This window comes from Bradyrhizobium sp. USDA 223 (genome assembly GCF_044909005.1).
GTDB classification, from domain to species: Bacteria; Pseudomonadota; Alphaproteobacteria; order Rhizobiales; family Xanthobacteraceae; genus Bradyrhizobium; species Bradyrhizobium yuanmingense.
The window spans coordinates 3,341,617-3,364,177 of the sequence record NZ_JBIYDR010000001.1 but is presented as its reverse complement, the minus strand read 5'-3'; the positions used below and the strand labels follow the sequence as shown (position 1 = coordinate 3,364,177).

Sequence of the window (22,561 nt, the reverse complement as noted above, 5' to 3'; positions counted from 1 at the left end):
CGCAATGGAGAAAGATGCGCTGGCGAACATCAGCGAGGTGGTCGGCGGTGAGGACGTGACGCCTGCCTGGGCGCGCGCGATGGCGTCGTTTCCGCCGTCTGAGCGCATCCTCTCGACGATGCTCACGCGGCAGGCGGAGCGTTACGGCGACCGCCTTCTGCTCGTGGCCGGGGAGACGCGTTGGACCTTTGCGCAGGCTGCGGCGATTGCGGCTGCGTCGGCCCAGACGCTGGTCGATGCCGGGATCAAGCCGGGCGACCGGGTCGCGCTGATGTGCTCGAACCGTCCGGAGTTCTTGCAGGTCTATCTCGGCTGTGCGTGGCTGGGGGCGATCGCCGTCCCGATCAATACCGCGTTGCGCGGCTTCCAGCTGTCACACATTTTCCGCAACTCGCAACCCGCGCTTCTCGTCGTCGAGGCTCAGTTCGCCAGCGCGGTCGATAGTGTCGAGGCGGATGTCGAGCTGCCGCCTCGGACCTGGATCATCGGAGCTGGCGCCGACGCGGTCGGTGCCAGGATTTCCGCGGTCCCGCTGCCGCCTCTTGGCGCCGCAGCCCCGGCGGGCGCCGTCCGTCCCGGTGACACCGTTGCGATCCTCTATACGTCGGGCACCACGGGGCCTGCGAAGGGTGTGTGCTGTCCGCAGGCGCAGCTGTTCTGGTGGGGCATCTATTCGGCGCGCGCGCTCGGAATCCGCGAGGGCGATGTGCTGTTCACGACGCTGCCGCTGTTCCACACCAACGCGCTGAATGCGTTCTATCAGGCGCTGCTGAACGGATGCACGTACGTGCTCGAGTCGAAGTTCTCTGCTTCCGGCTTTTGGGCTGCCGCGCGACACCACAATGCGACGGTCGGCTATCTGCTCGGTGCGATGGCGTCGATGCTCCTGGCGCAGCCGAAGAGCGCAGACGAGTCAATGCATCGTCTTCGTGTCGCGCTTGGCGGCGGCGTGCCGCCGCAAATCCACGGCCCGTTCCGCGAGCGCTTCGGCGTACCGCTGGTCGACGGCTACGGGTCGACCGAGACGAATTTTGTGTTCGCCGGCACGATCCCGTCGGATCGGGCGGGGACTATGGGGTACCTGGCCGATGGCATCGAGGCGCGGATCGTCGACGAGAATGATTCCGCGCTGCCTGATGGAGAGGCCGGCGAGCTCGTGCTTCGCGCGAGAGAACCCTTTGCGTTCGCGTCCGGCTATTTCGGCATGCCGGAGAAGACCGTGGAGGCCTGGCGAAATCTCTGGTTCCACTCCGGCGATCGGGTCGTTCGCGATTCCGACGGGCATTATCGCTTCGTCGATCGCATGAAGGATTCCATCCGCAGGCGTGGCGAGAACGTGTCCTCGTGGGAAGTCGAGCAGGCCATCCAGGCGCATCCCGCGGTCGCTGCCTGCGCGATCTACCCGCTGCCATCGGAGTTGGGTGAGGATGAAGTTGCTGCTGCGATTCTGCTGGAACCGGGCCACTTGCTACAGCCCGTCGACATCGTCAGGCATTGCGAAGGGCGGATCGCCTATTTCGCTATTCCGCGTTATGTGCGAATCCTCAGTCAGATGCCGCTGACGGAGAACGGCAAGATCAAGAAGGGCGTACTGCGCGATGCCGGCGTCACGACGGATACATGGGATCGCGAAGCGGCCGGAGTGAAGGTACGACGCTGACATCGTATTCGCTTAAGGTTTTTGCAGGGCGTCCCTGACGGCGGCCTTGAGTTCGTCGAGTTCGCCGATCAATCCATCGAACCGGTCTGCCGGGAAATCCGCCAGCAGCTCGGCAAGCCATGCGCCGTGGCTCTTGGCCATTCGCCTGAAGATCTTGCGGCCTTCGACCGTCATACAGACGATCTGCACGCGCCGGTCGAGGTTCGACGCCGTGCGGGTGATGTATCCATCTGCGACCAGGCGGTCGACGATTGGCGTGAGGTTCCCGGCCGAGACCATCAGGCGCTTGGGCAGCTCTCCCAGCACAAGTCCGCTTGGTTCGCGGTCGAGCTGGGCGAGAACGTCGAAGCGGGGCATCGTGAAGTCGAACTCTTCGCGAAACCGGCGCCGCAACTCGCCTTCGATGAGGGACGTGCAGGCGAGCAGTCGGAGCCAAAGGCGTGTCTGAGCCCTGTACTCGGCCTCCTGATCCGTCTCATTCCTGGCCGAAACAGGCGTGGACTCCTTCGCGAGTGCCAATCGAATCTCCCGGGCTTCGTGGCTCATGAAAGCTGGCGCAGCTCTCGTGGACGTCGGCAAGATAGTTCGTGCCAAAAGTAAATTCAAGGCTGCCTCCGAAGGATCCGGAATCGGCGCCGCCGTGCATCCGATTTACACTGAATTTCATGATCGGTGCTGCGGTGAGGGGCTTGCCTCCAACGTCTTTGCAGAACCGTCTTGACAATGCACGCATCGAGGAAATATTTTATACTTAAAATAATTGGGTGAGAGCTCGGCGCAACGCGCGAAAGCGAGGGATCATGCGCATAGTCTGTATCGGCGGCGGGCCGGCCGGCCTCTATCTGGGCCTCCTGATGAAGCGTCGACATCCGGAGCATGTCATCACGGTCGTCGAGCGCAACAAGCCCTACGATACGTTTGGCTGGGGGGTGGTGTTCTCCGATGCCATGATGTCTGCGATGCGCCTTGCCGACCCCGAGAGCGCGGCCGAGATCGAGAACGCCTTCAATCATTGGGACGACATCGAGCTCGTCTTCAAGGGGACGCGCCAGCGTACTACCGGCCACGGCTTCATCGGCATTGGTCGCAAGCATCTGCTCAACATTCTCCAGAGGCGCTGCGAGGCTCTGGGTGTCGAGCTCGCCTTCGAGCGCGAGGTGGAGTCCGATCTCGAATTTCCCGACGCCGACCTGATCGTCGCCTGCGACGGGGTCAACTCCAGGATTCGTGCCCGCTATGCCGAACAGTTCCAGCCGGATATGGTGATCCGGCCGAACCGCTACATCTGGCTCGGCACCAAGAAGGCGTTCGACGCCTTCACGTTCGATTTCCAGAGGACCGAGCACGGCTGGTTCCAGGCACATATCTACAAGTTCGATGCGGAGACCTCGACCTTCATCGTCGAGACCACGGAAGAAGCCTACAATGCTCACGGGCTGGGCGAGCTCGATCAGCAGGAGTCGATCGACTTCTGCGAGAAGATCTTTGCGGAGACGCTCGACGGTGCGAAGCTTTTGACCAACGCCCGCCATCTGCGCGGCTCGGCCTGGCTCAATTTCAGCCGCCTGATCTGCGGCAAATGGAACGTGTTCAACGGCCGCTCCCACGTCGTGCTGATGGGCGACGCCGCGCACACCGCGCATTTCGCCATCGGGTCGGGCACCAAGCTCGCGCTCGACGACGCCATCGAGCTCGCCAACCAGTTCGATCGCCATGGTCACGGACGCGAGGGCATCCCGACCGTGCTGGAGGCCTACGAGGAAGTGCGTCGCGTCGACGTGGCGCGCATCCAGAACGCCGCGCGCAATGCCATGGAATGGTTCGAAGTAGTCGGCCGGCGCTATGCTGATACGCTCGAACCGCCGCAATTCTTTTATTCGATGCTGACGCGTTCGCAGCGCATCAGCCATGAAAACCTGCGCCTGCGCGACCGTGCCTGGTTGGAAGGATTCGAGCGATGGTTTGCCGCGCGCTCGGGCATCGTCGTCAAGGACGGCGAACGGGTACCGCCGCCGATGCTGACGCCGCACCGCGTGCGCGGCCTCACGCTGGCGAACCGCATCATGGTTTCACCGATGGCGATGTATTCGGCGAAGGACGGGCTCATCAACGACTTCCACATCGCCCACCTCGGAGCGCGCGCCATGGGCGGCGCCGCGTTGATCTTTGCCGAGATGACCTGCGTCTCGCCGGATGCCAGGATCACGCCGGGCTGTCTCGGGCTCTGGAATGATGAGCAAGCGGCACAATGGCGCCGGCTGGTCGATTTGATCCATAGCGTCGGACACGCCAAGGTCGGCATCCAGCTCGGCCATGCCGGGCGGAAGGGATCGACCCGGCTCGCCTGGGAGGGGATTGACCAGCCGCTGGCTTCGGGCAATTGGCCGCTGATCTCGGCTTCCGCGCTGCCCTATCTGCCGCACAGCCAGTTGCCGCGGGAGATGAACCGCAGCGACATGGACCGCGTCCGCGACAATTTCGTCGCCGCAACGCACCGTGCTGCCGACGCCAAGGTCGATTGGCTCGAGCTTCATTGCGCCCATGGCTATTTGCTGTCGAGCTTCCTCTCGCCGCTGACCAACCGGCGGACCGACGAATATGGCGGCAGCCACGAAGCTCGTGCGCGCTTTCCGCTGGAGGTGTTCAGGGCGATGCGCGCGGCATGGCCATCCGATCGGCCGATGTCGGTGCGGCTGTCCTGCCATGACTGGACCGAAGGCGGCAACACGCCGGCGGACGCCGCGATCTTCGCTGCGATGTTCAAGGAGGCGGGAGCAGACGTGATCGATTGCTCCTCGGGACAGGTCTGGAAGGAGGAACGGCCGATCTACGGCCGCCTGTTCCAGACGCCATTCGCCGATCTGATCCGCAACGAAGTCGGCATCGAGACGATTGCAGTCGGTGCGATCTCCGAGGCCGATCACGCCAACTCGATTCTCGCGGCTGGCCGCGCGGATCTCTGCGCGATTGCGCGGCCGCATCTCGCCGACCCGGCCTGGACGCTGCACGAAGCCGCGCGCATCGGCATCACAGCGGTCAACTGGCCGAAGCAGTATCTGTCCGCCAAGGGACAATACGAAGCCAATCTGGCGCGTGCTGCTGCCGTGGCCGCGCAGTGAGCGAAGGAGGGGATCGGATGAACTCCGTGGTAAAGATGATCCGGCGCGAATGGCTCGACTGGCCGTTCTTCGAGTCCCCCCATCTTGCGATCGGCGAGGCGCTCGATCGCTTCGTGCAGTCGGGAGCCCTTCACAAGATCGATCACAATGATGTGGATGGTGCCTGTCGCAAGCTTGTGCGTGCGATGGGCGAGGCGGGGTTGCTCGATTGCGCGGTCGCGGCGCCCGATGGCGATGCGACGTCGATCGATTCCCGCTCGATCTGCCTGTCGCGCGAGTCGCTGGCCTATGCCGATGGCCTCGCGGATTTTGCTTTCGCCATGCAGGGGCTTGGCTCCGGAGCGATTGCTCTGGGTGGCTCGGCAGAGCTGCGCAAGGCCGTGCTGCCGAAGGTGCGTTCCGGCGAATGGCTCGCGGCCTTCGCGCTCTCCGAGAAGGAGGCGGGGTCGGACGTCGCGGCGATGTCATGTACGGCGCGGGCCGACGGCGACAACTACGTCATCGACGGCGAGAAGACCTGGATCTCGAACGGCGGTATTGCCGACGTCTATACGCTGTTCGCTCGAACGGGCGAGGCGCCGGGCGCCCGCGGCATTTCGGCCTTCGTCGTCTTTCCGGATGATCCCGGTTTTAGCATTGCCGAGCGCATCGACGTCATCGCGCCGCACCCGCTGGCGACGTTGCGCTTCACCAATTGCCGGATTCCCGCCAGCCGTAGGCTCGGCGCGCCCGGGGGCGGGTTCAAGCTCGCGATGCAGACGCTGGATATTTTCCGCGCATCGGTCGCCGCCGCAGCCCTCGGCTTTGCCCGTCGCGCGCTCGACGAGGCATTGTCGCATGCCCGCAGCCGAAACATGTTCGGTGCGACGCTGGGGGATCTTCAACTGACCCAGGCCGCGCTCGGCGACATGGCGACCGACACCGACGCGGCGGCGCTGCTGACCTACCGCGCGGCCTGGCGCCGCGATGTGCAGAAGCTTCCGACGACGCGCGAAGCCGCCATGGCGAAGCTGACCGCCACCGAGACCGCGCAGCGCGTCATCGACCGTGCCGTCCAGATGTTCGGCGGCCGCGGCGTGCGCAAGGGAGAGGTCGTCGAAGGTCTCTACCGCGAAATCCGCGCGCTGCGCATCTACGAGGGCGCGACCGAGGTCCAGAAATTGATTGTCGCCCGCGAGCTGTTGAAGCCGCGCTGAGAGGATTGAGAACTACGCATGAGCACGATCAGCAAGCCGGAAGCCCCCGTTGCGCGTGATCTGCAACTGCTTCAGCCCAGCGGCTGGCCGCAGCCGAAGGGGTATGCGAACGGTGTCATGGCTGAAGGACGACTCATCGTGACGGGTGGTGTGGTCGGTTGGGACGCCGCCGGGCGATTTGCCGACGGACTCGTTGCGCAGGTCCGCCAGACGCTCGAAAACATCGTCGCGATCCTGGCAGAGGGCGGCGCGCGGCCGGACCATCTCGTGCGCCTGACCTGGTACGTCGTGGATATGGACGAATATGTGTCGAACCTGAAGGCGCTCGGCAAAGTCTATCGCGAGGTCATTGGCGCCCATTACCCCAGCATGGCGCTGGTGCAGATCGTGCGTCTCGTCGAGCCATCCTCGCGTGTCGAGATCGAGGCGACGGCCGTCGTCCCGCGCTGACGAAGGCGTCGGCCGCAGGCCCGAGGCGAGACCGCGACGATGGAAAGCTCTCCACGGCGCCCGTGATGGATTGGAGCGAGAGCTCGATATTTTCAACGCTAAGGGGCGGCGTGTGCACGATGTGTGCACCGGGAGATGCACAAAAATCTATCGACTGCAAATCTGAGCAGACGGTCTGAGGCGTGATACTGAGCTCGGCTTCCGCGCGATCGAATTGACGAGAGCAGTGCAGCGACTACAACAGGCGTTTCGCCGCCGGTCATGAGTGAGAAAGAAGCCCAATGTTCCTGACCGAGAACGATCTGAATGAATTGGTGGCATGGCGACGCCATCTTCACGCCGTGCCGGAACTGTCGGGACAAGAGGCAAAAACCGCGGAAGCCGTGCGGGCCCGTCTTCAGGCGGCGGGTGCCGACAGGATCGTTTCGGGCCTCGGTGGTCACGGCGTGCTTGGAATCTACGATGGACGTGAGTCTGGCCCGACGATTATGCTTCGGGCCGAACTGGATGCACTGCCGATTCAGGAAAAATCAGAACTCAAGCATCGATCACCGGTAGCAGGAAGTGCCCATCTCTGCGGTCATGATGGTCATATGGCAATTCTGGCGGCCGTAGCGCAAAATCTGAGCCAGCAACGTCCAAGCCGAGGTCGCGTAGCGCTCCTGTTTCAGCCGGCCGAGGAGGACGGGTCCGGTGCGGCCGCCGTTCTGGCTGATGCGAAGTTTGAGCAGGTGCGGCCCGACTTTGTCTTCGCGCTGCATAACCTTCCCGGGCTCGGTCTTGGACAGGTCTCCCTTGCCGAGGGCTTGGTGAATTGCGCCTCGCAAGGAATGCAGATCAGATTATCAGGACGAACCACGCACGCGTCGAATCCGGAGCTCGGTATCTCCCCGAAAGACGCACTCGCCAGGCTCCTGCTGGAGATTCCCGCACTTGGGCACGGTACGGAGCTGGACGACGACTTCTCAATGCTGACGGTCACCCATGCAAGACTTGGGGAGCCTGCGTTCGGTATCGCGCCGGGCTTCGGCGAGTTGTGGGCGACACTGAGAACATGCACCGACGTGATGATGGAACGGCTCCGCCTGGAGGCGGAAGACTTGGTTCGACGCGTGACGGCCGGTGAGGGGCTGAGCACGGAAATCGCTTATCGCGACGTCTTCAATCATTGCGCAAACCACGTCGATGCTGTTGCCCATCTTAGAAATGCGCTGGACGCAGAGGGGGTGCGACATTCGGCGGAGGGCCTCCCACTGCGCGGCTCCGAGGACTTCGGACGTTTTGGCTTCCGTTCGAGGTCGGCGATGTTCTTCCTGGGAGCCGGCAAAGAGCATCCCGGGTTGCATGAGTCGAACTACGACTTTCCGGATCAGTTGATAGAAATTGGTGCAAGAATATTCATTCGCACCATACGCAACCTACTTGGCTAAATCGAGAATTCCGGACGGAATGACAGCGGATCGCCTGCGTGTCACACGTTGGATCGGCGATTAGAACGATTTGAAACTAGAAGCATTCGAAAATTTGCAGTGAAGTTCGAAACAGGAAATCGCTTCTCCGATCACGACGGTTTTTGTCGTGCAACCTTAGATAATTTCTAGGTCTCAATTTCTTCTCGCAGCACAGTCGTATGTTAGGAAGCGACGGGGACGTGCTTGCAAGTGGAATTGGGGCGCAGGAATGACGCGTGAACTCTCGGCCAGGAAAATCGTGCGTACACTATCGTTGGGCGCGGTGAGTTATCTCGCGCTGTCGATGGAATCTTCGGGTGACCTTCAGCGTGCGGTTGCGCAATCCAATCTGCCGCCCGTGACCGTGGATGCCCCCAAGCCGAGAGTTCGTCAGCCGGTCCAGAGATCACAGCCGACGCGCGCCTCGCGTGGACAGCGATCCGTCGCCGCGGCGGCTCCGCGCCAGGCTGCACCCGTTCCCTATGTGGTGCCTTCGACCGGTACGGTCGGCACGGTGCCGCCCGCTTACGCAGGCGGCCAAGTCGCAACCGGCGGAAGCCTCGGTCTGCTCGGCAATCGCGGTGTGATGAACACGCCATTCAACCAGACGAGCTATACGGCGGAGTTGATACAGAACCAGCAAGCGCGCACAGTAGGGGACGTTCTGTTCAACGATCCCTCGGTCCGAACGAAGACGCCCGCTGGCAACGGCATTGATGGTGTGTACATCCGGGGCTTTTGGCACGACAGTGGCGACTATTCGATGAATGGTCTCTACGGAATGGCACCGTTCTACTCAACGTCCGCCAATTTCCTTGAACGTGTTGAGGTTCTGAAGGGGCCGAGCGTGCTTCTCGGAGGGATGCCGCCCGCAGGGGCCAATGGTGGCAGCATCAATCTGGTAACGAAGCGAGCTCCCGACTTCGACATCACTCAGCTCACCGCATTGTATATCTCAAAGTCTCAATTCGGACTGCAAACCGATATTAGCCGACGATACGGCGAGCATAAGGAATGGGGAGTCCGCTTCAACGGCATGGGACGGGGTGGATCGACAGCGTATGACCGACAAACCGACCAGTTTGGAAACGCGGTGCTCAATCTGGACTACCGCGGCGAGCGTGTCCGCTTTTCCACCGATCTGGGCTATCAGGCCGAGAATCTCAAGCCGCCCTTGCGATTTCTAACGTTCACCACCAGCCCTCCCTTTGCGACCACAATTCCGGTGCCCGCACTTCCAAAGCCCGGAGCGAACTACATGCCGGACTGGGCAACTTGGAAGCCGCGAGATTCCTTCGCACTGACCCGGGGCGAAGTCGACCTAACGGAGTCCGTGACTGTCTATGGTGCGGTCGGATATCACAAGAGCGAGATTGACTACATTTACCCTTCGCCACGTATCACGAACGCAAACGGTAACTGGTCGGCCGTTCCTTTCAGTGGAAGTGATGTCTATGACAACTATACGGGCGAGGCGGGGCTGCGCGCCTCGGTCGATACCGGCCCCATCAATCATCTGTTGACGGTCAACTACTCTGCTTTCGAGCGGGACTACAGCTCGTTCGGCAGGGCCGGTACTGCTATCAGTTCAAACCTGTACAATCCGCTCCCGATTCCTTTTCCAAACTTTGTTACTGTCGCCCAAAATCTGCAGACGCAGACGAAGCTTACCAGCGTCGGTATCGCTGACACGATGTCGATGCTCGACAACAGGCTGCAGCTCGTAATCGGCGCAAGGCGGCAGACAGCAGCTGTAGACAGCTTGAACCTGCTGACCTCAGCCAAGTCGAGTGTCGAGGTGCCGACTTGGAGCCCCGGCTATGCGGTCATTGTCAAGCCGGTGGAGAACATCTCCCTCTACGCAAATTACATCGAAGGTCTAAAGGCGCCGGAAGTTGTTGTCGGAGCCCAGGTGTATTCGAACGTGGGCGACATTGTTCCTCCCGCTCAAACCAAGCAGAAGGAAGTCGGCCTGAAGGTTGATATGGGTCGGATCGGCTTCACGGCGAGCGCATTTGACATCACCAGTCCGAACATCATCTCCGTCGCGGTGCCGGGGCAGGCGCTCCCTGCGAGGCGACTTTCCGGCGAGCAGCGCAACCGCGGCATCGAGCTGATGACCTTCGGAGAAGTGACGCCGACGTTCCGAGTGCTCGGTGGCTTGAGCTTCATCGACGGTGAGGTCGTCAGACAGGCAGTGTCCGCGGGAACGATCATTTTCAACTACAATGGAAAGGTTCCGGTGGGCGTGTCAGCGTTTAACGTCAACATGGGTGCCGAGTGGGATACCCCATTCTTGCCTGGGCTGACTATGACCGGCCGTGTAATCTATACCAGCGAGAGCTACGCCAACGATGCTAACACCCAGGAGCTTCCTGCGTGGACGCGGGTCGACCTTGGCGCGCGCTACACCTTCCTGTCGCCTTGGAACGGCAAGCCGATAGTCATTCGCGCAAGCGTTGAGAACGTGTTCAACGAGGCGTATTGGAACTCCTATCGCACCGTGAGTAGCGCTGTGTCACTCGGTGCCCCGCGCACCTACCTCCTATCGACGACGTTCAATTTTTGAAAGCTAGTCCTTAGTGCTCTGCTGCGTGCCGCCGCGGATCTCGTCCGCGGCGGTTTTTCGTTGGGTCAATGACTAACAAGTTGCACGTCTTGGGTTTGATGACAGCACAACTAAGCGCCGCACGCGACAAGATGTGAGATCAAGCAGTGTCGGGAAAGTTCCTCCTTGCGCGGTTAGAATTGCAGCAATCTGCGGCGCCTCCTGAAATCGCAATATTTTCCCGTGTGTTGGGCCGCAAGCGCGGAGGTTGCATTGTGTCCGTGCGTCGCCAGTTTTGAGGTCTTAAAAAGAGTCACGTCGATATTGCTTTGACCATCGTCTGCTTCTGACCTACTCAAACATTACTGCTTTCGCTTTCCGAAGAGAGGATCGCGCCATGATGGTGTTCGACAGAGACGACGTCACCTTCACCGTCGTCGTCAATCACGAAGAGCAATACTCCATCTGGCCGACGTTCAAGGAGATTCCGACCGGCTGGAAGGCAGTGGGGAAGACCGGCAGCAAGAAGGAATGCCTCGACCACATCGAGCAGGTGTGGACCGACATGCGTCCGCTCAGCTTGCGCAAGTTCATGGACGACGACGCGGCGTCTCAGCAGTCGTCTTAGGCGGCGGTGCCAGGTCTTCCGATGCGGCTTCTTTGTCTGCCTTACTCCGGCGGCAGTGCCATGTTCTATGCGCGGTGGCGAAGGCTGCTGCCGTCATGGATCGACGTTCGGCCGGTGGAATGGCCCGGGCGCGGCGCGCGCACGGACGAGCCGCTGGCGACCGATCCGCGGGTGCTGGCAGCGCAGCTGGCTGGCGAACTCGTCGCGCAGCTCGACGGGCCCTACGTGTTGTTCGGGCATAGCCTCGGTGCCGTGATCGCGTTCGAGCTCGCACATGGCCTGCTCGATCGCGGAGTGCCTGCGCCGGCCATTCTCTTCGCCTCGGGTGCGGAAGCGCCGGCGGTTCGGGACGGCAGCAAGTGGCGCCATCCCCTGAGCGACGAAGCGCTGATGCAGGAGTTGCGTAATCTTCAGGGCACGCCCGACGAGGCGCTGTCGAATGCCGAGTTGATGCGATCCGCGCTGCCGGTGCTGCGCGCAGACTTTCTGATGTGCGGGGCCTATGTCTACCGGCCGCGGCGTCCATTGCCGTGCCCCGTACACGTTTTTGGCGGAGCGGACGACGAGACCAGCCGCGAAGCACTCGGGGCTTGGCGGCAGGAGACCTCGGCGTCATTCACGCTCGATATTCTGCCCGGGCATCACTTCTTCATTCACACAGAGCAGGCCGAACTGATCGACCGGATCGGCTGGGCGCTGGCCCGGCAATCGGGGCGATCGATTGCTTCGCATCGGAGCGAGGATCATGAGCGCGTTCTCCGTCCAGCCACTCATTGACGGCAAGACTCTTCCCATGCTGCTTAGGGCAGGTGAGGCCGGGCGGCCGCTCGGCGAAGCTCTTCCCGTGCTGCGTGCGACGATCGACCGGTACCTGACCGACAGTGGCGGCATCGTGTTTCGCGATTTCTCACTCGATGGTCCCGATGCGTTTCGGGCCTTCGCGGCCGATTTCGGTCATCCGCTGCTGACCTACGAGTTCGGGTCGACGCCGCGTTCGCAGGTGACCTCAGGCGTCTACACGTCCACGGAGTATCCGCCGCACCAGCATATCCCGCTGCATAACGAGCAGGCCTATACCCGCGATTGGCCGATGAAGATCTGGTTCTACTGCATGCAGCCGGCGCTGGAAGGCGGCGAGACGCCGATCGCCGACAGCCGCGCCATCTATCGCGACATGCCGCCGGCCATTCGCGAGCGGTTCGCCGAGAAGGGCGTGATGTATGTGCGGAACTACGGCAACGGGCTCGACGTCGACTGGCAGCAGGTGTTCGGCACCGACTCCAGATCGGAGGTGGAGGCTTACTGCGCTCGCCACGACATCGAATGCGAGTGGAAGGAAGACGGCGAGCTCCGCACGCGCCAGATCTGTCAGGGCACGGCGCAGCACCCGATCACCGGTGACTGGGTCTGGTTCAACCAGGCGCATTTGTTCCACGTCTCCAATCTCGAGCCGGAGGTGCGCGAGAGTCTGCTCGACGTGGTCGAGGACGAAGCCGATCTGCCGCGCAACGTGTTCTACGGCGACGGTTCGACGATCGAGGATGAGACGCTGTCAACGGTCCGGACCGTTCTCGAGAAGCACAAGATCAGCTTTCCCTGGCAGGCCGGCGACGTCGTGATGCTCGACAACATGCTGACCGCGCACGCGCGGGCCCCGTTCAAGGGGCCGCGCAAGGTGATCGTCGCTATGGCCGAAGCTCATCGGCAAGGGTGATCGGCGGCAGGTCTCATTCGGCGGCGGGTATTTCCGGCACGCGGCCGGACAGGAATTCGAGAACATGGACAGATCCAACCTCGTCGAACGCTTGCGCGAGCACGCTGCCTTGCGACCGGAGCAGGTGGCGTTGCGGTTCCTCGAAGGCGACGACGTCGCCGGCGAGCTGACGTTCGCTGCGCTCGACGCTCGGATCAGGGCACTTGCGGCGTGGTTTCAGCAGGTGGGCGGGGCGGGCGAACGGGCGGTGATTCTGCTTCCGAGCGGAATCAACTATGCCGTCGCATTCTATGCCTGCCTGTATTCGGGCGTGATCGCCGTTCCGGCCTTTCCGCCTGAGGGCGGTCCCGAGCGCTATGCAGGACGACTCAACAGTATCCTGCGGGATGCCGCGCCTCGCTTCATCCTGGTGGAGACCGGGCTGCGCGGTCTCGACGCGGCATTGCCCGAGCTCGCCGACGTGCAGATCGTTGCGGTGGACACGATTTCGCCCGATCGCGCGGCGGACTGGTGCGAGACGAGGCCTGCCGCCGATGCGATCGCGTTCCTCCAGTACACATCCGGCTCGACCTCGCAGCCGAAGGGCGTTTGCGTCTCTCATGGCAATCTGGCGGCCAACGAGCGCGCCATTGAAGCGGCCGCTGGCGGAACGCTGGACGATGTCTTCGTGAGCTGGCTGCCGCTCTATCACGACATGGGACTGATCGGCGGGCTCCTGAATCCGTTGTTCACGGGCTTTACCGGCGTCCTGATGTCGCCGCGGAATTTCCTCGAGCGGCCACGACGTTGGCTCGAGGCCATCGACCGCCACGGCGGCACGATGAGCGGGGGTCCCGACTTCGCGTACTCGCTCTGCGCCGACCGCATTTCGGATGAGACCATCAGTCGGCTGGATCTAAGCCGGTGGAAGTTTGCGTTCTCGGGCTCGGAGTTTGTCCGCCGGACGACCCTCGAGAAGTTCGGCAATCGGTTTGCGCGGGCCGGGTTCGATCGACGGGCGTTGACGGCTTGCTATGGCCTTGCGGAGGCGACGCTGCTGGTCACGGCCGGCGATATCACCGCCGAGACCGTCAGCTATACGCTCGACACCGCGGAACTCGCTGCCGGCCGCATCGCGAGCGCCAGCGAAGGCACGGACCTCGTGGCATGCGGTCGAACTGCCGCTGGTCACGCCGTGCGCATCATGCGTATCGACGGCTCCGCCGAGGCCGAGGCGAATGAGGTAGGCGAGATCTGGGCCGCGGGTCCCAGCGTCGCGCATGGATATTGGAACAATGCCCAGGCCACACATCAAGCCTTCGTGGAGCGAGATGGCGCGCGTTGGCTTCGGACCGGAGACATCGGTTTCATTCGCGACGGTGCGCTCGTGGTGGCCGGTCGTCTCAAGGACCTGCTGATCGTTCGCGGGCAGAACGTCTATCCGACGGACGTGGAGCAGGCGGTCGAAGCCGAGGTCGAATCCGTCCGCAGCGGACGGGTTGCCGCCTTTCCCGTCGAGGTCGATGGGCGTGAGGCCATCGGAGTGGCGGCGGAGTTCAGCCGCGCCGTGCTCAAGCGCAGCAACCCGGAAGCGCTCGCACATGCGATCGGCGAAGCCGTCCTCCGGCAGGCTCAGGAATATCCGGCGGTGATCGTTCTGCTGAACCCGCAAGCGATGCCGCTGACCACGAGCGGCAAGCTGCAGCGGTCGGCCTGCGCAACGCGTCTCGCCGACAACACGCTCGACAGCTTCGCGGTGTTCGAGAGAGGGCGTCGCCGCGGCACTGCATCCCTGACGGTGCCGGCGACTGATACCGAGCGCGCCGTCGCCTCGATCTGGTGCGACGCACTTGGCGTCGCGGCGGTGCATCGCGAGGACGATTTCTTTGTGCTGGGCGGAAACTCGATCGCGGCTGGCCAAGTTGCCGCGGCGATCCGCGACCGCCTAGACGTGGAAGTAGAGCTGCGCACCTTCTTTGACGCGCCGGCGCTTGCGGCCTTCGCTGGCCGGATCGATGTTTTGGCGGGCACCGGGGCTGGCCGGGCGCTCCCGCCGATCCCATGGGCCGTCGCGGCCGATCGCGCGATGCTGTCGCACGCGCAGGAGCGGCTCTGGTTCCTCTGGAACATGGACCCTGCTGGGACAGCCTATACCGTTGCGAGCACAATCGGTCTGAAGGGACGGCTCGATCATGCCGTACTATCGCGCGCTCTCGGCGAGATCGTCCGTCGTCACGAGATTTTGCGGACTACATTCATCGCCAGGGACGGTCGCGGAACGCAGCTCATCCACGATGTCATGAGCATCGGCGTCTGGCACGAGGATCTCCGCTCCTATTCTGTGCGGGAGCGCTCCGAGCGTGCGGAGACGATCAGGCGATCCGAGCTCGGGAAGCCGTTCGATCTCGTGAACGGGCCATTGTTGCGCGCCGTGCTGCTTCAATTCGCGGACGATGCGTATGAATTGCTGCTGCTGGCCCATCACATCATCGTCGATGGCAGGTCGCTTGATGTGTTGCTCGAAGAGCTGGCCGCTCTCTATCGAGCCGGTACTGGTCAAGGCGCAGGCGTGCCGCCGGTTCCGTCAATTCAATATGCTGATTTCGCAGCCTGGCAGCGAAGCTGGCTTGCGGGCGGCGAGGGCGATCGGCAGCTCGCCTATTGGCGCGCCAAGCTCGGCGATGCTCACCCGGTGCTGGCGCTGCCGCATGATCGGCGGCGCCCGACGATCCAGAGCCATGCCGGCGATACGATCGGTCTGGCCATCGACGCCGTGCTTGCGTCCCGGCTCCGGGAGATCGCCGGCAAGCAGCGCGTCAGCGTCTTCATGCTACTGCTCGGCGCATATTACGCGCTGCTCCATCGCTACACCGGGCAGAGCGATTTGCGTGTCGGCGTGCCGGTCGCTGGGCGTCGGCATACGCAGCTCGAACGACTGATCGGATGTTTCGTCAACACGTTGGTGCTGCGGGCCGAGATGACCGCCGAAGCGAGCTTCACGAGCCTGTTGCGTCAGGTCAGGGAGTCGGTGGTCGAGGCGCTGGCGCACCAGGATCTTCCGTTCGAAATGCTGGTCGACGGCCTCAAGTCCGAACGCAGCGGTGGGCAAAATCCCCTGTTCCAGGCGAAATTCAACTACATGACGGCGCCGGGCGGTTTCTCCGGTGTAGAGGGGCTCGCTGCCGACATCGACATTGTCGATCTCGCTGGTTCGCATTTCGATCTCGCCCTCGACGTCATCGATGGCGTCGGCATGAAGGTCACGTTCAACTACGCCACCGATCTGTTCGATCGTCCGACTATCGCGCGATTGGCGACGCAATTCGGTTCGATGCTGCGCCAGATTGCCGACAATGCCGAGCGGCGGATATCGGACTTCGTCATCGACGACGGACACCGGCAGACCGTGCCTCGTGAGGCTGCGGCGTTCGGCTTCGCCGATGTGGTGAGCCTTCATCGCGCGGCGACCGCGGATCGACAGACCGCCATCGCCATTCGATGCGGCCGGGAACAATTGACCTTTGCGGCGCTCGAGCAGCGGTCAAACCGTATCGCGCACGCCCTCATCGCCAAGGGCGTGGCACGCGAGACACCGGTTGCGCTGTGGATCGAGCGCTCTCCGGCCTTTGTCATCGCCTTGCTCGGTGTGCTGAAGGCGGGCGGCTCTTATGTCCCGCTCGATCCGAAATGGCCGTTGGAGCGCGTCCGCCGTATCCTGACCGACGGCGGCATCGACATCATGCTTGCGGCGGGCGACAAATTGGCGGATGCGCGCGAGCTGGGCTGCCTGGTGCTCGACGCGGAGGCGGAAGCGGCGCGCGCCGAGGTGTCGAGCCTGCCGCTCGACACGACCATTCATCCAACGCAGACCGCTTACGTCATCTATACCTCCGGATCGACCGGCGCGCCTAAGGGCGTCAGCGTCTCGCACGGGGCCTTGGCCAATTACGTGCAAGCTCTGCTGCAGCGCCTGAAGCCGCGGCCGTCGGCGAGCATGGCGATGGTTTCGACGGTGGCGGCCGACCTCGGCCACACTGTCCTCTTCGGTGCGCTCGCATCCGGCGGCACGCTGCATCTGTTGTCACCGGAGGCCGTGTTCGACGCCGATGCATTTGCGCAAGCGATGCGCGAGGGCGAGGTCGACATTCTCAAGATCGTCCCGAGCCATCTGCGAGGGCTACTTCAGGCCTCGCGCTCGGCCGATCTGCTCCCCCGCGATGCGCTCGTCCTGGGCGGCGAGGCGTGCGATGGCGCGCTGCTGGACGACGTCCGGCGTTTGCGGCCGGAATGCCGGATCCTGAATCATTACGGGCCCACGGAAACGACCGTCGGTGCGGTGACGCATGAGTGCGCGGCAGGCCGCGGGGACGGTAAGGTTCCGATCGGTCTGCCTCTTGCCAATCTGCGCGTCCATGTCCTCGATGACGCCTTGAACGAGGTGCCGCTCGGTGTCGTTGGCGAGCTCTATGTCGGCGGCGCTGGGCTGGCGCGGGGCTATCGCGGCGCGGCGGGCCTGACCGCGGAACGCTTCGTGCCGGATCCGTTCGGCGCCGCGGGCGAGCGCCTCTACCGAACCGGGGATCGTGTCCGCTGCGACCGCCAGGGTCGGCTGATATTCCTGGGTCGTTCTGATGACCAGATCAAGTTGCGCGGCTATCGCATCGAGTTGGGCGAGGTCGCGCGCGTCATCAAGGCGCTGCAGGGGATCGGTGACGCAGTGGCCGTTTCACGGCCAATCGGTGCGGGTGAACGCCAGGAGCTGATCGCCTATTGCGTGGCTGAGAGCGGCGCCGCTCCACAGGCCGATGCGATCAAGCAACAGCTGGCTGCAATCGCGCCGGACTATATGGTTCCGTCACACATCGTCATGTTGGCGCAATTGCCGCTGACGCCCAATGGAAAGATTGATCGTCGCGCCTTGCCCGAACCGGCCGAACAGGGGGCGCCGGCCGGCTATGCCGCGCCTGCGGGGGATATTGAAATTGCGATCGCGGCGGTCTGGTGCGAGGTGCTCGTTCGCGAGCGCGTCGGCCGCAATGACAATTTCTTTGAACTCGGCGGCGATTCGATTCTGAGCCTGCAGATCATCGCCCGCTTGCGCAAGCGCGGCATCCGGCTGACTCCGAAGCAGATCTTCAGCCAGCAGACGGTTGCCGGGCTGGCGACGGTCGCCGTGATATCGGAGGGGACGACCAAGAAGGAGAGACCGGCGGCGAAGGCGTTAGTCGGCGACACCGCATCTGGCATGCCCCATCTGATGCCGATTCAGACGCGCTTCTTCGCCGAGGACATTGCCAACCGGGATCACTGGAACCAGGCGGTTCTGCTGCTGCCCCGTATGCAGGTCGATTGGGAGACGCTGCGGCGCGCGCTTGCGGCCATCTCGGACCATCACGATGCGCTGCGTTTGCGGTTCAAGCAGGTGGATGGCGCCTGGCGGGCGGAGCAGGGGCCGGCACCGGGGTCATCCGAACTGTTATGGATTCACGCGGGCGTTGGCGGCGCGACGGAGGTCACGGCGCTCGCCGGTGCCGCGCAGGAAAGCCTCTCACTGTCTTCCGGACCGCTGCTGCGCGCGGTCGGCATGGACCTGGCGGACGGTAGCCAACGCTTGCTGCTTGCGATCCATCATCTCGTCGTCGATGGCGTGTCCTGGCGTATCCTGCTGGAAGACCTGGCGTTGGCCTATGACCAGCTGCAGCGTGGCAGTCCCGTCGCGCTGCCGCCGAAGAGCGACTCCTTTGCCTCGTGGAGCGAGCGGCTGCATGCTTATGCGGGAACGGTGGAGATCGCGGCCGAATTGCCGTATTGGCTGGATCGTGGTGCCGGAGCGCGCCTGCCATGCAACGACGACCATGGCGATGTCGATCGCGTCGGTGATGGCGGCGAGGTGTCCTTGGTGTTGGATGCCGACCTGACGTCACAGCTGCTCGAACAGGCGCCGGCTGCCTATCGGACCCAGGTCAACGATCTCCTGCTCGCCGGTCTCGTGCGTGCGGTGTCACGCTGGAGCCAGCACGACGAGATCACCGTGGAGCTCGAAGGCCACGGCCGCGAGGAGATCTTCCCGGATGCAGATGTGTCCCGCACCGTCGGCTGGTTCACGACGGCCTTTCCGGTCCGGCTGAAAGATGCAGGCGACGAGGCGTCGCTGATCAAGGCGGTGAAGGAGACGCTTCGCGCGATTCCGAACCGCGGGATCGGCTATGGCGTACTGCGCCATCTCGGCTCCGAGCAGCAGCGCTATGCTCTGGCGCAATTGGCGGAGCCGCAGATCGTCTTCAACTATCTAGGCCGCTTCGACGCCAACATAGGGATCAACCAACACTTCTCCTTCGCAGCGGAGAGTGCTGGTCCCTCGCGTAGCGCCACGGCACCCATGCGCGGCTGGCTGAACATCACTGGCCTCGTGCGTGAAGGCCGATTGGAATTATCTCTCGGATACGGACGCAAGCGCTACCGGCACGCGACGGTCGAGCGGCTCGCCGCACATTACAAAGACGCACTGCGCGAACTGATCGCCCATTGCTGCAATGGAACGTTCGGCCTCACGCCATCGGATGTCCCGCTGTCTGGGCTCGGTCAAGCCGACCTCGATCGGTTGGCTGCGAACTTGGATCTTCGCGGCATTGAGGACATCTATCCGCTCTCGCCGATGCAGCAGGGCATGCTGTTTCATGCGTTGCGCGATGGTGCCAACGACGCCTATGTGAATCAGGTCGGGCTCGAGCTGTTCAGCGTCGATGCCGGCAAGCTGAAGGCCGCGTGGCAGATGGTCAGCGACCGGCATGCGGCCCTGCGGACGGGGTTTGTCTGGCAGAACCTGTCGGGCGCAGCGCAGCAGATGGTGCATCGTCATGTGACGGTGCCGTTCGTCGAGGAGGATTGGCGCGGCAGCGCGCCTGCGGATCTGCAAGCCGCGCTGGCGGAGATATCCCGGCGTGAGCGCGAGATGGGCTTCGATGTTTCGCAGCCGCCGCTTCAGCGTATCCGTCTGATCCGTCTCGGCGACGACAGGCACTGGCTGATCTGGACCCATCATCACATCTTCGTCGATGGTTGGAGCTCGGCCCGGCTGGTGGCGGAAGTGTTGCAGCAGGTGAGCGGCCGCCCGCTGCCGGCCGTGCAGGGCGGCTATCGCGACTACATTGCATGGTTGCAGGATCGCGATCGCGAAAGCGCCGAGCGGTTCTGGCGGGAGGCTTTGGCAGGGCTCGAGGTGCCCACATTGCTCGCAAACACATTGGCGCCCCCCAAGACATCCCTGGCCGAAGGCCATGCCAGCGTCGGGCTTGCGGTGGACGCAGCGCTGACCGAGCGGCTGAAGTCCTTTGCAAAGCGCGAACGGGTGACGCTCAATACGCTCATCCAGGGCGCGTGGGCACAGCTGCTGCGGCGTCATTCAGGGCAGTCGGCGGTCTCTTTCGGCGTGACGATCTCGGGTCGTCCGGCCGAATTGTCCGGTTCAGAGGAGATGGTGGGTCTCTTTATCAACACGCTTCCCATCGTCGACGCGACCAGCCCACAAGCTATCGTGGGCGATTGGCTGCGCCAGTTGCAGGAACAGAATTTGGCGCTGCGCGAGCATGGCTGGACGCCGCTCTACGACATTCAGCGTCTCGCCGGCCGTGCCGGGCAGCCGCTGTTCGACAGTATCCTGGTGTTCGAGAACTATCCGATCGACGAGGGGGTGCTGCGAGGCGGCGAAGGTGGTCCGCGGCTGGGACGTGTGGCGCATGTGACGCCGACGAGCTATGCGCTGGCGGTCGCGGTGTTCGCTGCAGGCGATCGGCTGAACATTGAATTCAACTATGACCGGTGCCGGTTCGACGAGGCGGCGATCCTGCGCCTCCGCGACATTCTCCACGGCCTGCTGGAACGGATCGCGGCGAATGCGGAACGTGCGCTCGGTGCTCTCTCTGCGGCAGTCGAGCAGGACGCGCGACGAGCTCTCGAATGGAGTGGCGCAGCGCGGCTGACCTCCGCATCATCCTGCGCCGACGTCGTGATGCATATCGAAGCGCAGGCCGCGCAGGCGCGGTCTGCCATTGCCATCGTCTGCGGCGACCAGCGCATCTCCTATGGCGAGTTGAACGCGCGTGCGAACGCGCTCGCACGACGCCTTCGCCTCTGGAACGTCGGTCCGGATCGGCTGGTCGGCATTGCCTTGAGCCGAAGCCCGGACATGATCATCGCGCTGCTCGCGGTTTTGAAGGCGGGCGGCGCCTATTTGCCGCTCGATCCGGATTATCCGGCCGAGCGGCTTGCCTACATGCTGCGTGACGGCGGCGCGGCGCTGGTCCTGACGCAAGGCGCGCTGCTCGAGTCGCTTGTACCGGTGTTGCGCGAAGCCGGGGTCGAGGCGCTCTGCATCGAGGAACCATCGCCGTGCGCCGGCGAGGACGGCGGGAACCTCGACATCGAAATCCATCCGGACAGCCTGGCCTATGTCATCTACACGTCCGGGTCGACCGGCGCGCCGAAAGGCGTGGCGGTCGCGCGCGGACCGCTGGCGATGCATTGCGAAGCCATCGGCCGGCTGTACCGCATGACCTCGCGTGACCGCGAGTTCCAGACGGCATCGATCAATTTCGACATCGCCCACGAGCGATGGCTGGTGCCGCTGATGACGGGCGGTTCGCTCGTCCTGCCTTCGAAGCCCGGTCTTCTGATTGACGATCTCGTCAGCGAGATGACCCGCAATGCGGTGACCTCGATCTTCCTGCCGCCGGCCTATGCGGATCAATTGAGCGCGGCATTGCGGCAGGGCGGGCGCAGGCTGGCGATCAGGGCCTGTATCGTCGGCGGCGAAGCCTGGTCCGATACCGGGGTCAGGGCATTTCGACAAGCTGTCAATATCGATCTTCTGGTTAACGCCTACGGCCCGACCGAGACGGTGATCGCGCCGACGGCGTGGATCGTCGACGCCGCCGCGTTGACACCTCACCAGCCCGCACCGATCGGACGGCCCGTCGGTGCGAGGTCGGCGCACATTCTCGATTCCGACCTCAATATTGTTCCCGTCGGGGTCACCGGCGAGCTCTTCATCGGTGGTGTCGGCCAGGCCCGCGGCTATCTGAACCGGGCTGCACTGACCGCGGAGCGGTTCGTCCCCGATCCGTTCAGCGACGATGGCACGCGCCTCTATCGCACCGGCGATCTCGCGCGCTGGCGCGACGACGGCGTGATTGAGTATGTCGGCCGCGCCGACCAGCAGGTGAAGATCCGCGGCTTCCGTATCGAGCTCGGAGAGATCGAGGCGCGTCTGCTCGAGCAGCGTGGCGTGCGTGCGGCGGCCGTTGTGGCAGGCGAAGGCCGGACCGGGCGCCAGTTGTTCGCCTATGCGAGTGGCGGGCCGTCGCTCGACGGCCGCGCCTTGCGCGATGCACTATCCGCCGTTCTGCCTGACTACATGGTGCCGTCGTCGGTGACGGTGCTGGAGCAGTTGCCGCTCACCCCCAACGGGAAGATCGATCGGCGTGCACTGCCGGCGCCGGGCGAGGATGCGTTGGCGGGTCGCACCTACGAGGCACCCGAGGACGAGATCGAGCTGGCGCTGGCTGGGATCTGGGCGGAGCTGCTCGACGTCGATCAGGTCGGACGCAACGATCACTTCTTCGAGCTCGGCGGACATTCCTTGCTCGCCGTGCGGGTGCTGAGCCGGGTGTCGCAGGAGATCGGCGTCTCGATCGCGGTCTCGGATCTGTTCGCTCATCCCGATCTTGCGTCATTTGCCCGGGTCGTGTCGATCAGGCTGATCGAGCAAGAATTCGATGCCGAAGAGCTCCAGGAACTGGTGGGAACGGAGCAGTGAGC

General features: G+C 63.5%; 11 protein-coding genes. 10 read left to right on the top strand and 1 reads right to left on the bottom strand.

Features of this window, described 5'->3' with window-relative positions; all coding sequences use genetic code 11:
• The first annotated feature begins 4 nt into the window (after positions 1-4).
• Positions 5-1,660: an ATP-dependent acyl-CoA ligase gene (locus tag ABIA40_RS15565; RefSeq protein WP_404541872.1), complete on the top strand. Its 1,656-nt coding sequence runs from the start codon at positions 5-7 to the stop codon at positions 1,658-1,660.
• Between the two features lie 12 nt (positions 1,661-1,672).
• Here ABIA40_RS15565 and ABIA40_RS15560 read toward each other — a convergent pair whose 3' ends face one another.
• Positions 1,673-2,179: a MarR family winged helix-turn-helix transcriptional regulator gene (locus tag ABIA40_RS15560; protein WP_128262334.1), complete on the bottom strand. Its 507-nt coding sequence runs from the start codon at positions 2,177-2,179 to the stop codon at positions 1,673-1,675.
• A 281-nt stretch (positions 2,180-2,460) separates the two neighbouring features.
• On the opposite strand from ABIA40_RS15560, the gene ABIA40_RS15555 reads away from it, so the two are divergent.
• The 9 genes from ABIA40_RS15555 to ABIA40_RS15515 all read left to right on the top strand — a co-directional run bounded on the left by ABIA40_RS15555 (position 2,461) and on the right by ABIA40_RS15515 (position 22,559).
• Positions 2,461-4,779, top strand: coding sequence for a bifunctional salicylyl-CoA 5-hydroxylase/oxidoreductase (locus ABIA40_RS15555; protein WP_271540751.1), 2,319 nt, complete (start codon positions 2,461-2,463; stop codon positions 4,777-4,779).
• A gap of 17 nt (positions 4,780-4,796) precedes the next feature.
• Entirely contained in the window at positions 4,797-5,975 is a 1,179-nt protein-coding gene (locus tag ABIA40_RS15550; protein ID WP_271540750.1) for an acyl-CoA dehydrogenase family protein, read from the top strand.
• Positions 5,976-5,993: 18 nt separating this feature from the next.
• Positions 5,994-6,425 (top strand): RidA family protein, encoded by a 432-nt coding sequence (locus tag ABIA40_RS15545; protein ID WP_404541870.1) that lies wholly within the window; start codon positions 5,994-5,996, stop codon positions 6,423-6,425.
• Between the two features lie 281 nt (positions 6,426-6,706).
• Positions 6,707-7,855 (top strand): amidohydrolase, encoded by a 1,149-nt coding sequence (locus ABIA40_RS15540; protein ID WP_404541868.1) that lies wholly within the window; start codon positions 6,707-6,709, stop codon positions 7,853-7,855.
• Between the two features lie 250 nt (positions 7,856-8,105).
• The gene (locus tag ABIA40_RS15535; protein WP_404541866.1) at positions 8,106-10,445 is read left to right on the top strand and encodes a TonB-dependent receptor; all 2,340 of its coding nucleotides are present in this window, start codon (positions 8,106-8,108) and stop codon (positions 10,443-10,445) included.
• A gap of 376 nt (positions 10,446-10,821) precedes the next feature.
• Positions 10,822-11,052, top strand: a complete 231-nt coding sequence (locus ABIA40_RS15530; RefSeq protein ID WP_128262328.1) for an MbtH family protein — start codon at positions 10,822-10,824, stop codon at positions 11,050-11,052.
• A 21-nt stretch (positions 11,053-11,073) separates the two neighbouring features.
• Entirely contained in the window at positions 11,074-11,829 is a 756-nt protein-coding gene (locus ABIA40_RS15525) for a thioesterase II family protein (protein ID WP_404541864.1), read from the top strand.
• Complete coding sequence (locus ABIA40_RS15520) at positions 11,798-12,766, top strand: TauD/TfdA family dioxygenase (protein WP_404541862.1); 969 nt, start codon at positions 11,798-11,800, stop codon at positions 12,764-12,766. Before ABIA40_RS15525 ends, ABIA40_RS15520 begins: the two co-directional genes overlap by 32 nt.
• Positions 12,767-12,830: 64 nt before the next feature.
• The gene (locus ABIA40_RS15515; RefSeq protein WP_404541860.1) at positions 12,831-22,559 is read left to right on the top strand and encodes an amino acid adenylation domain-containing protein; all 9,729 of its coding nucleotides are present in this window, start codon (positions 12,831-12,833) and stop codon (positions 22,557-22,559) included.
• The last annotated feature ends 2 nt before the right edge of the window (positions 22,560-22,561 follow it).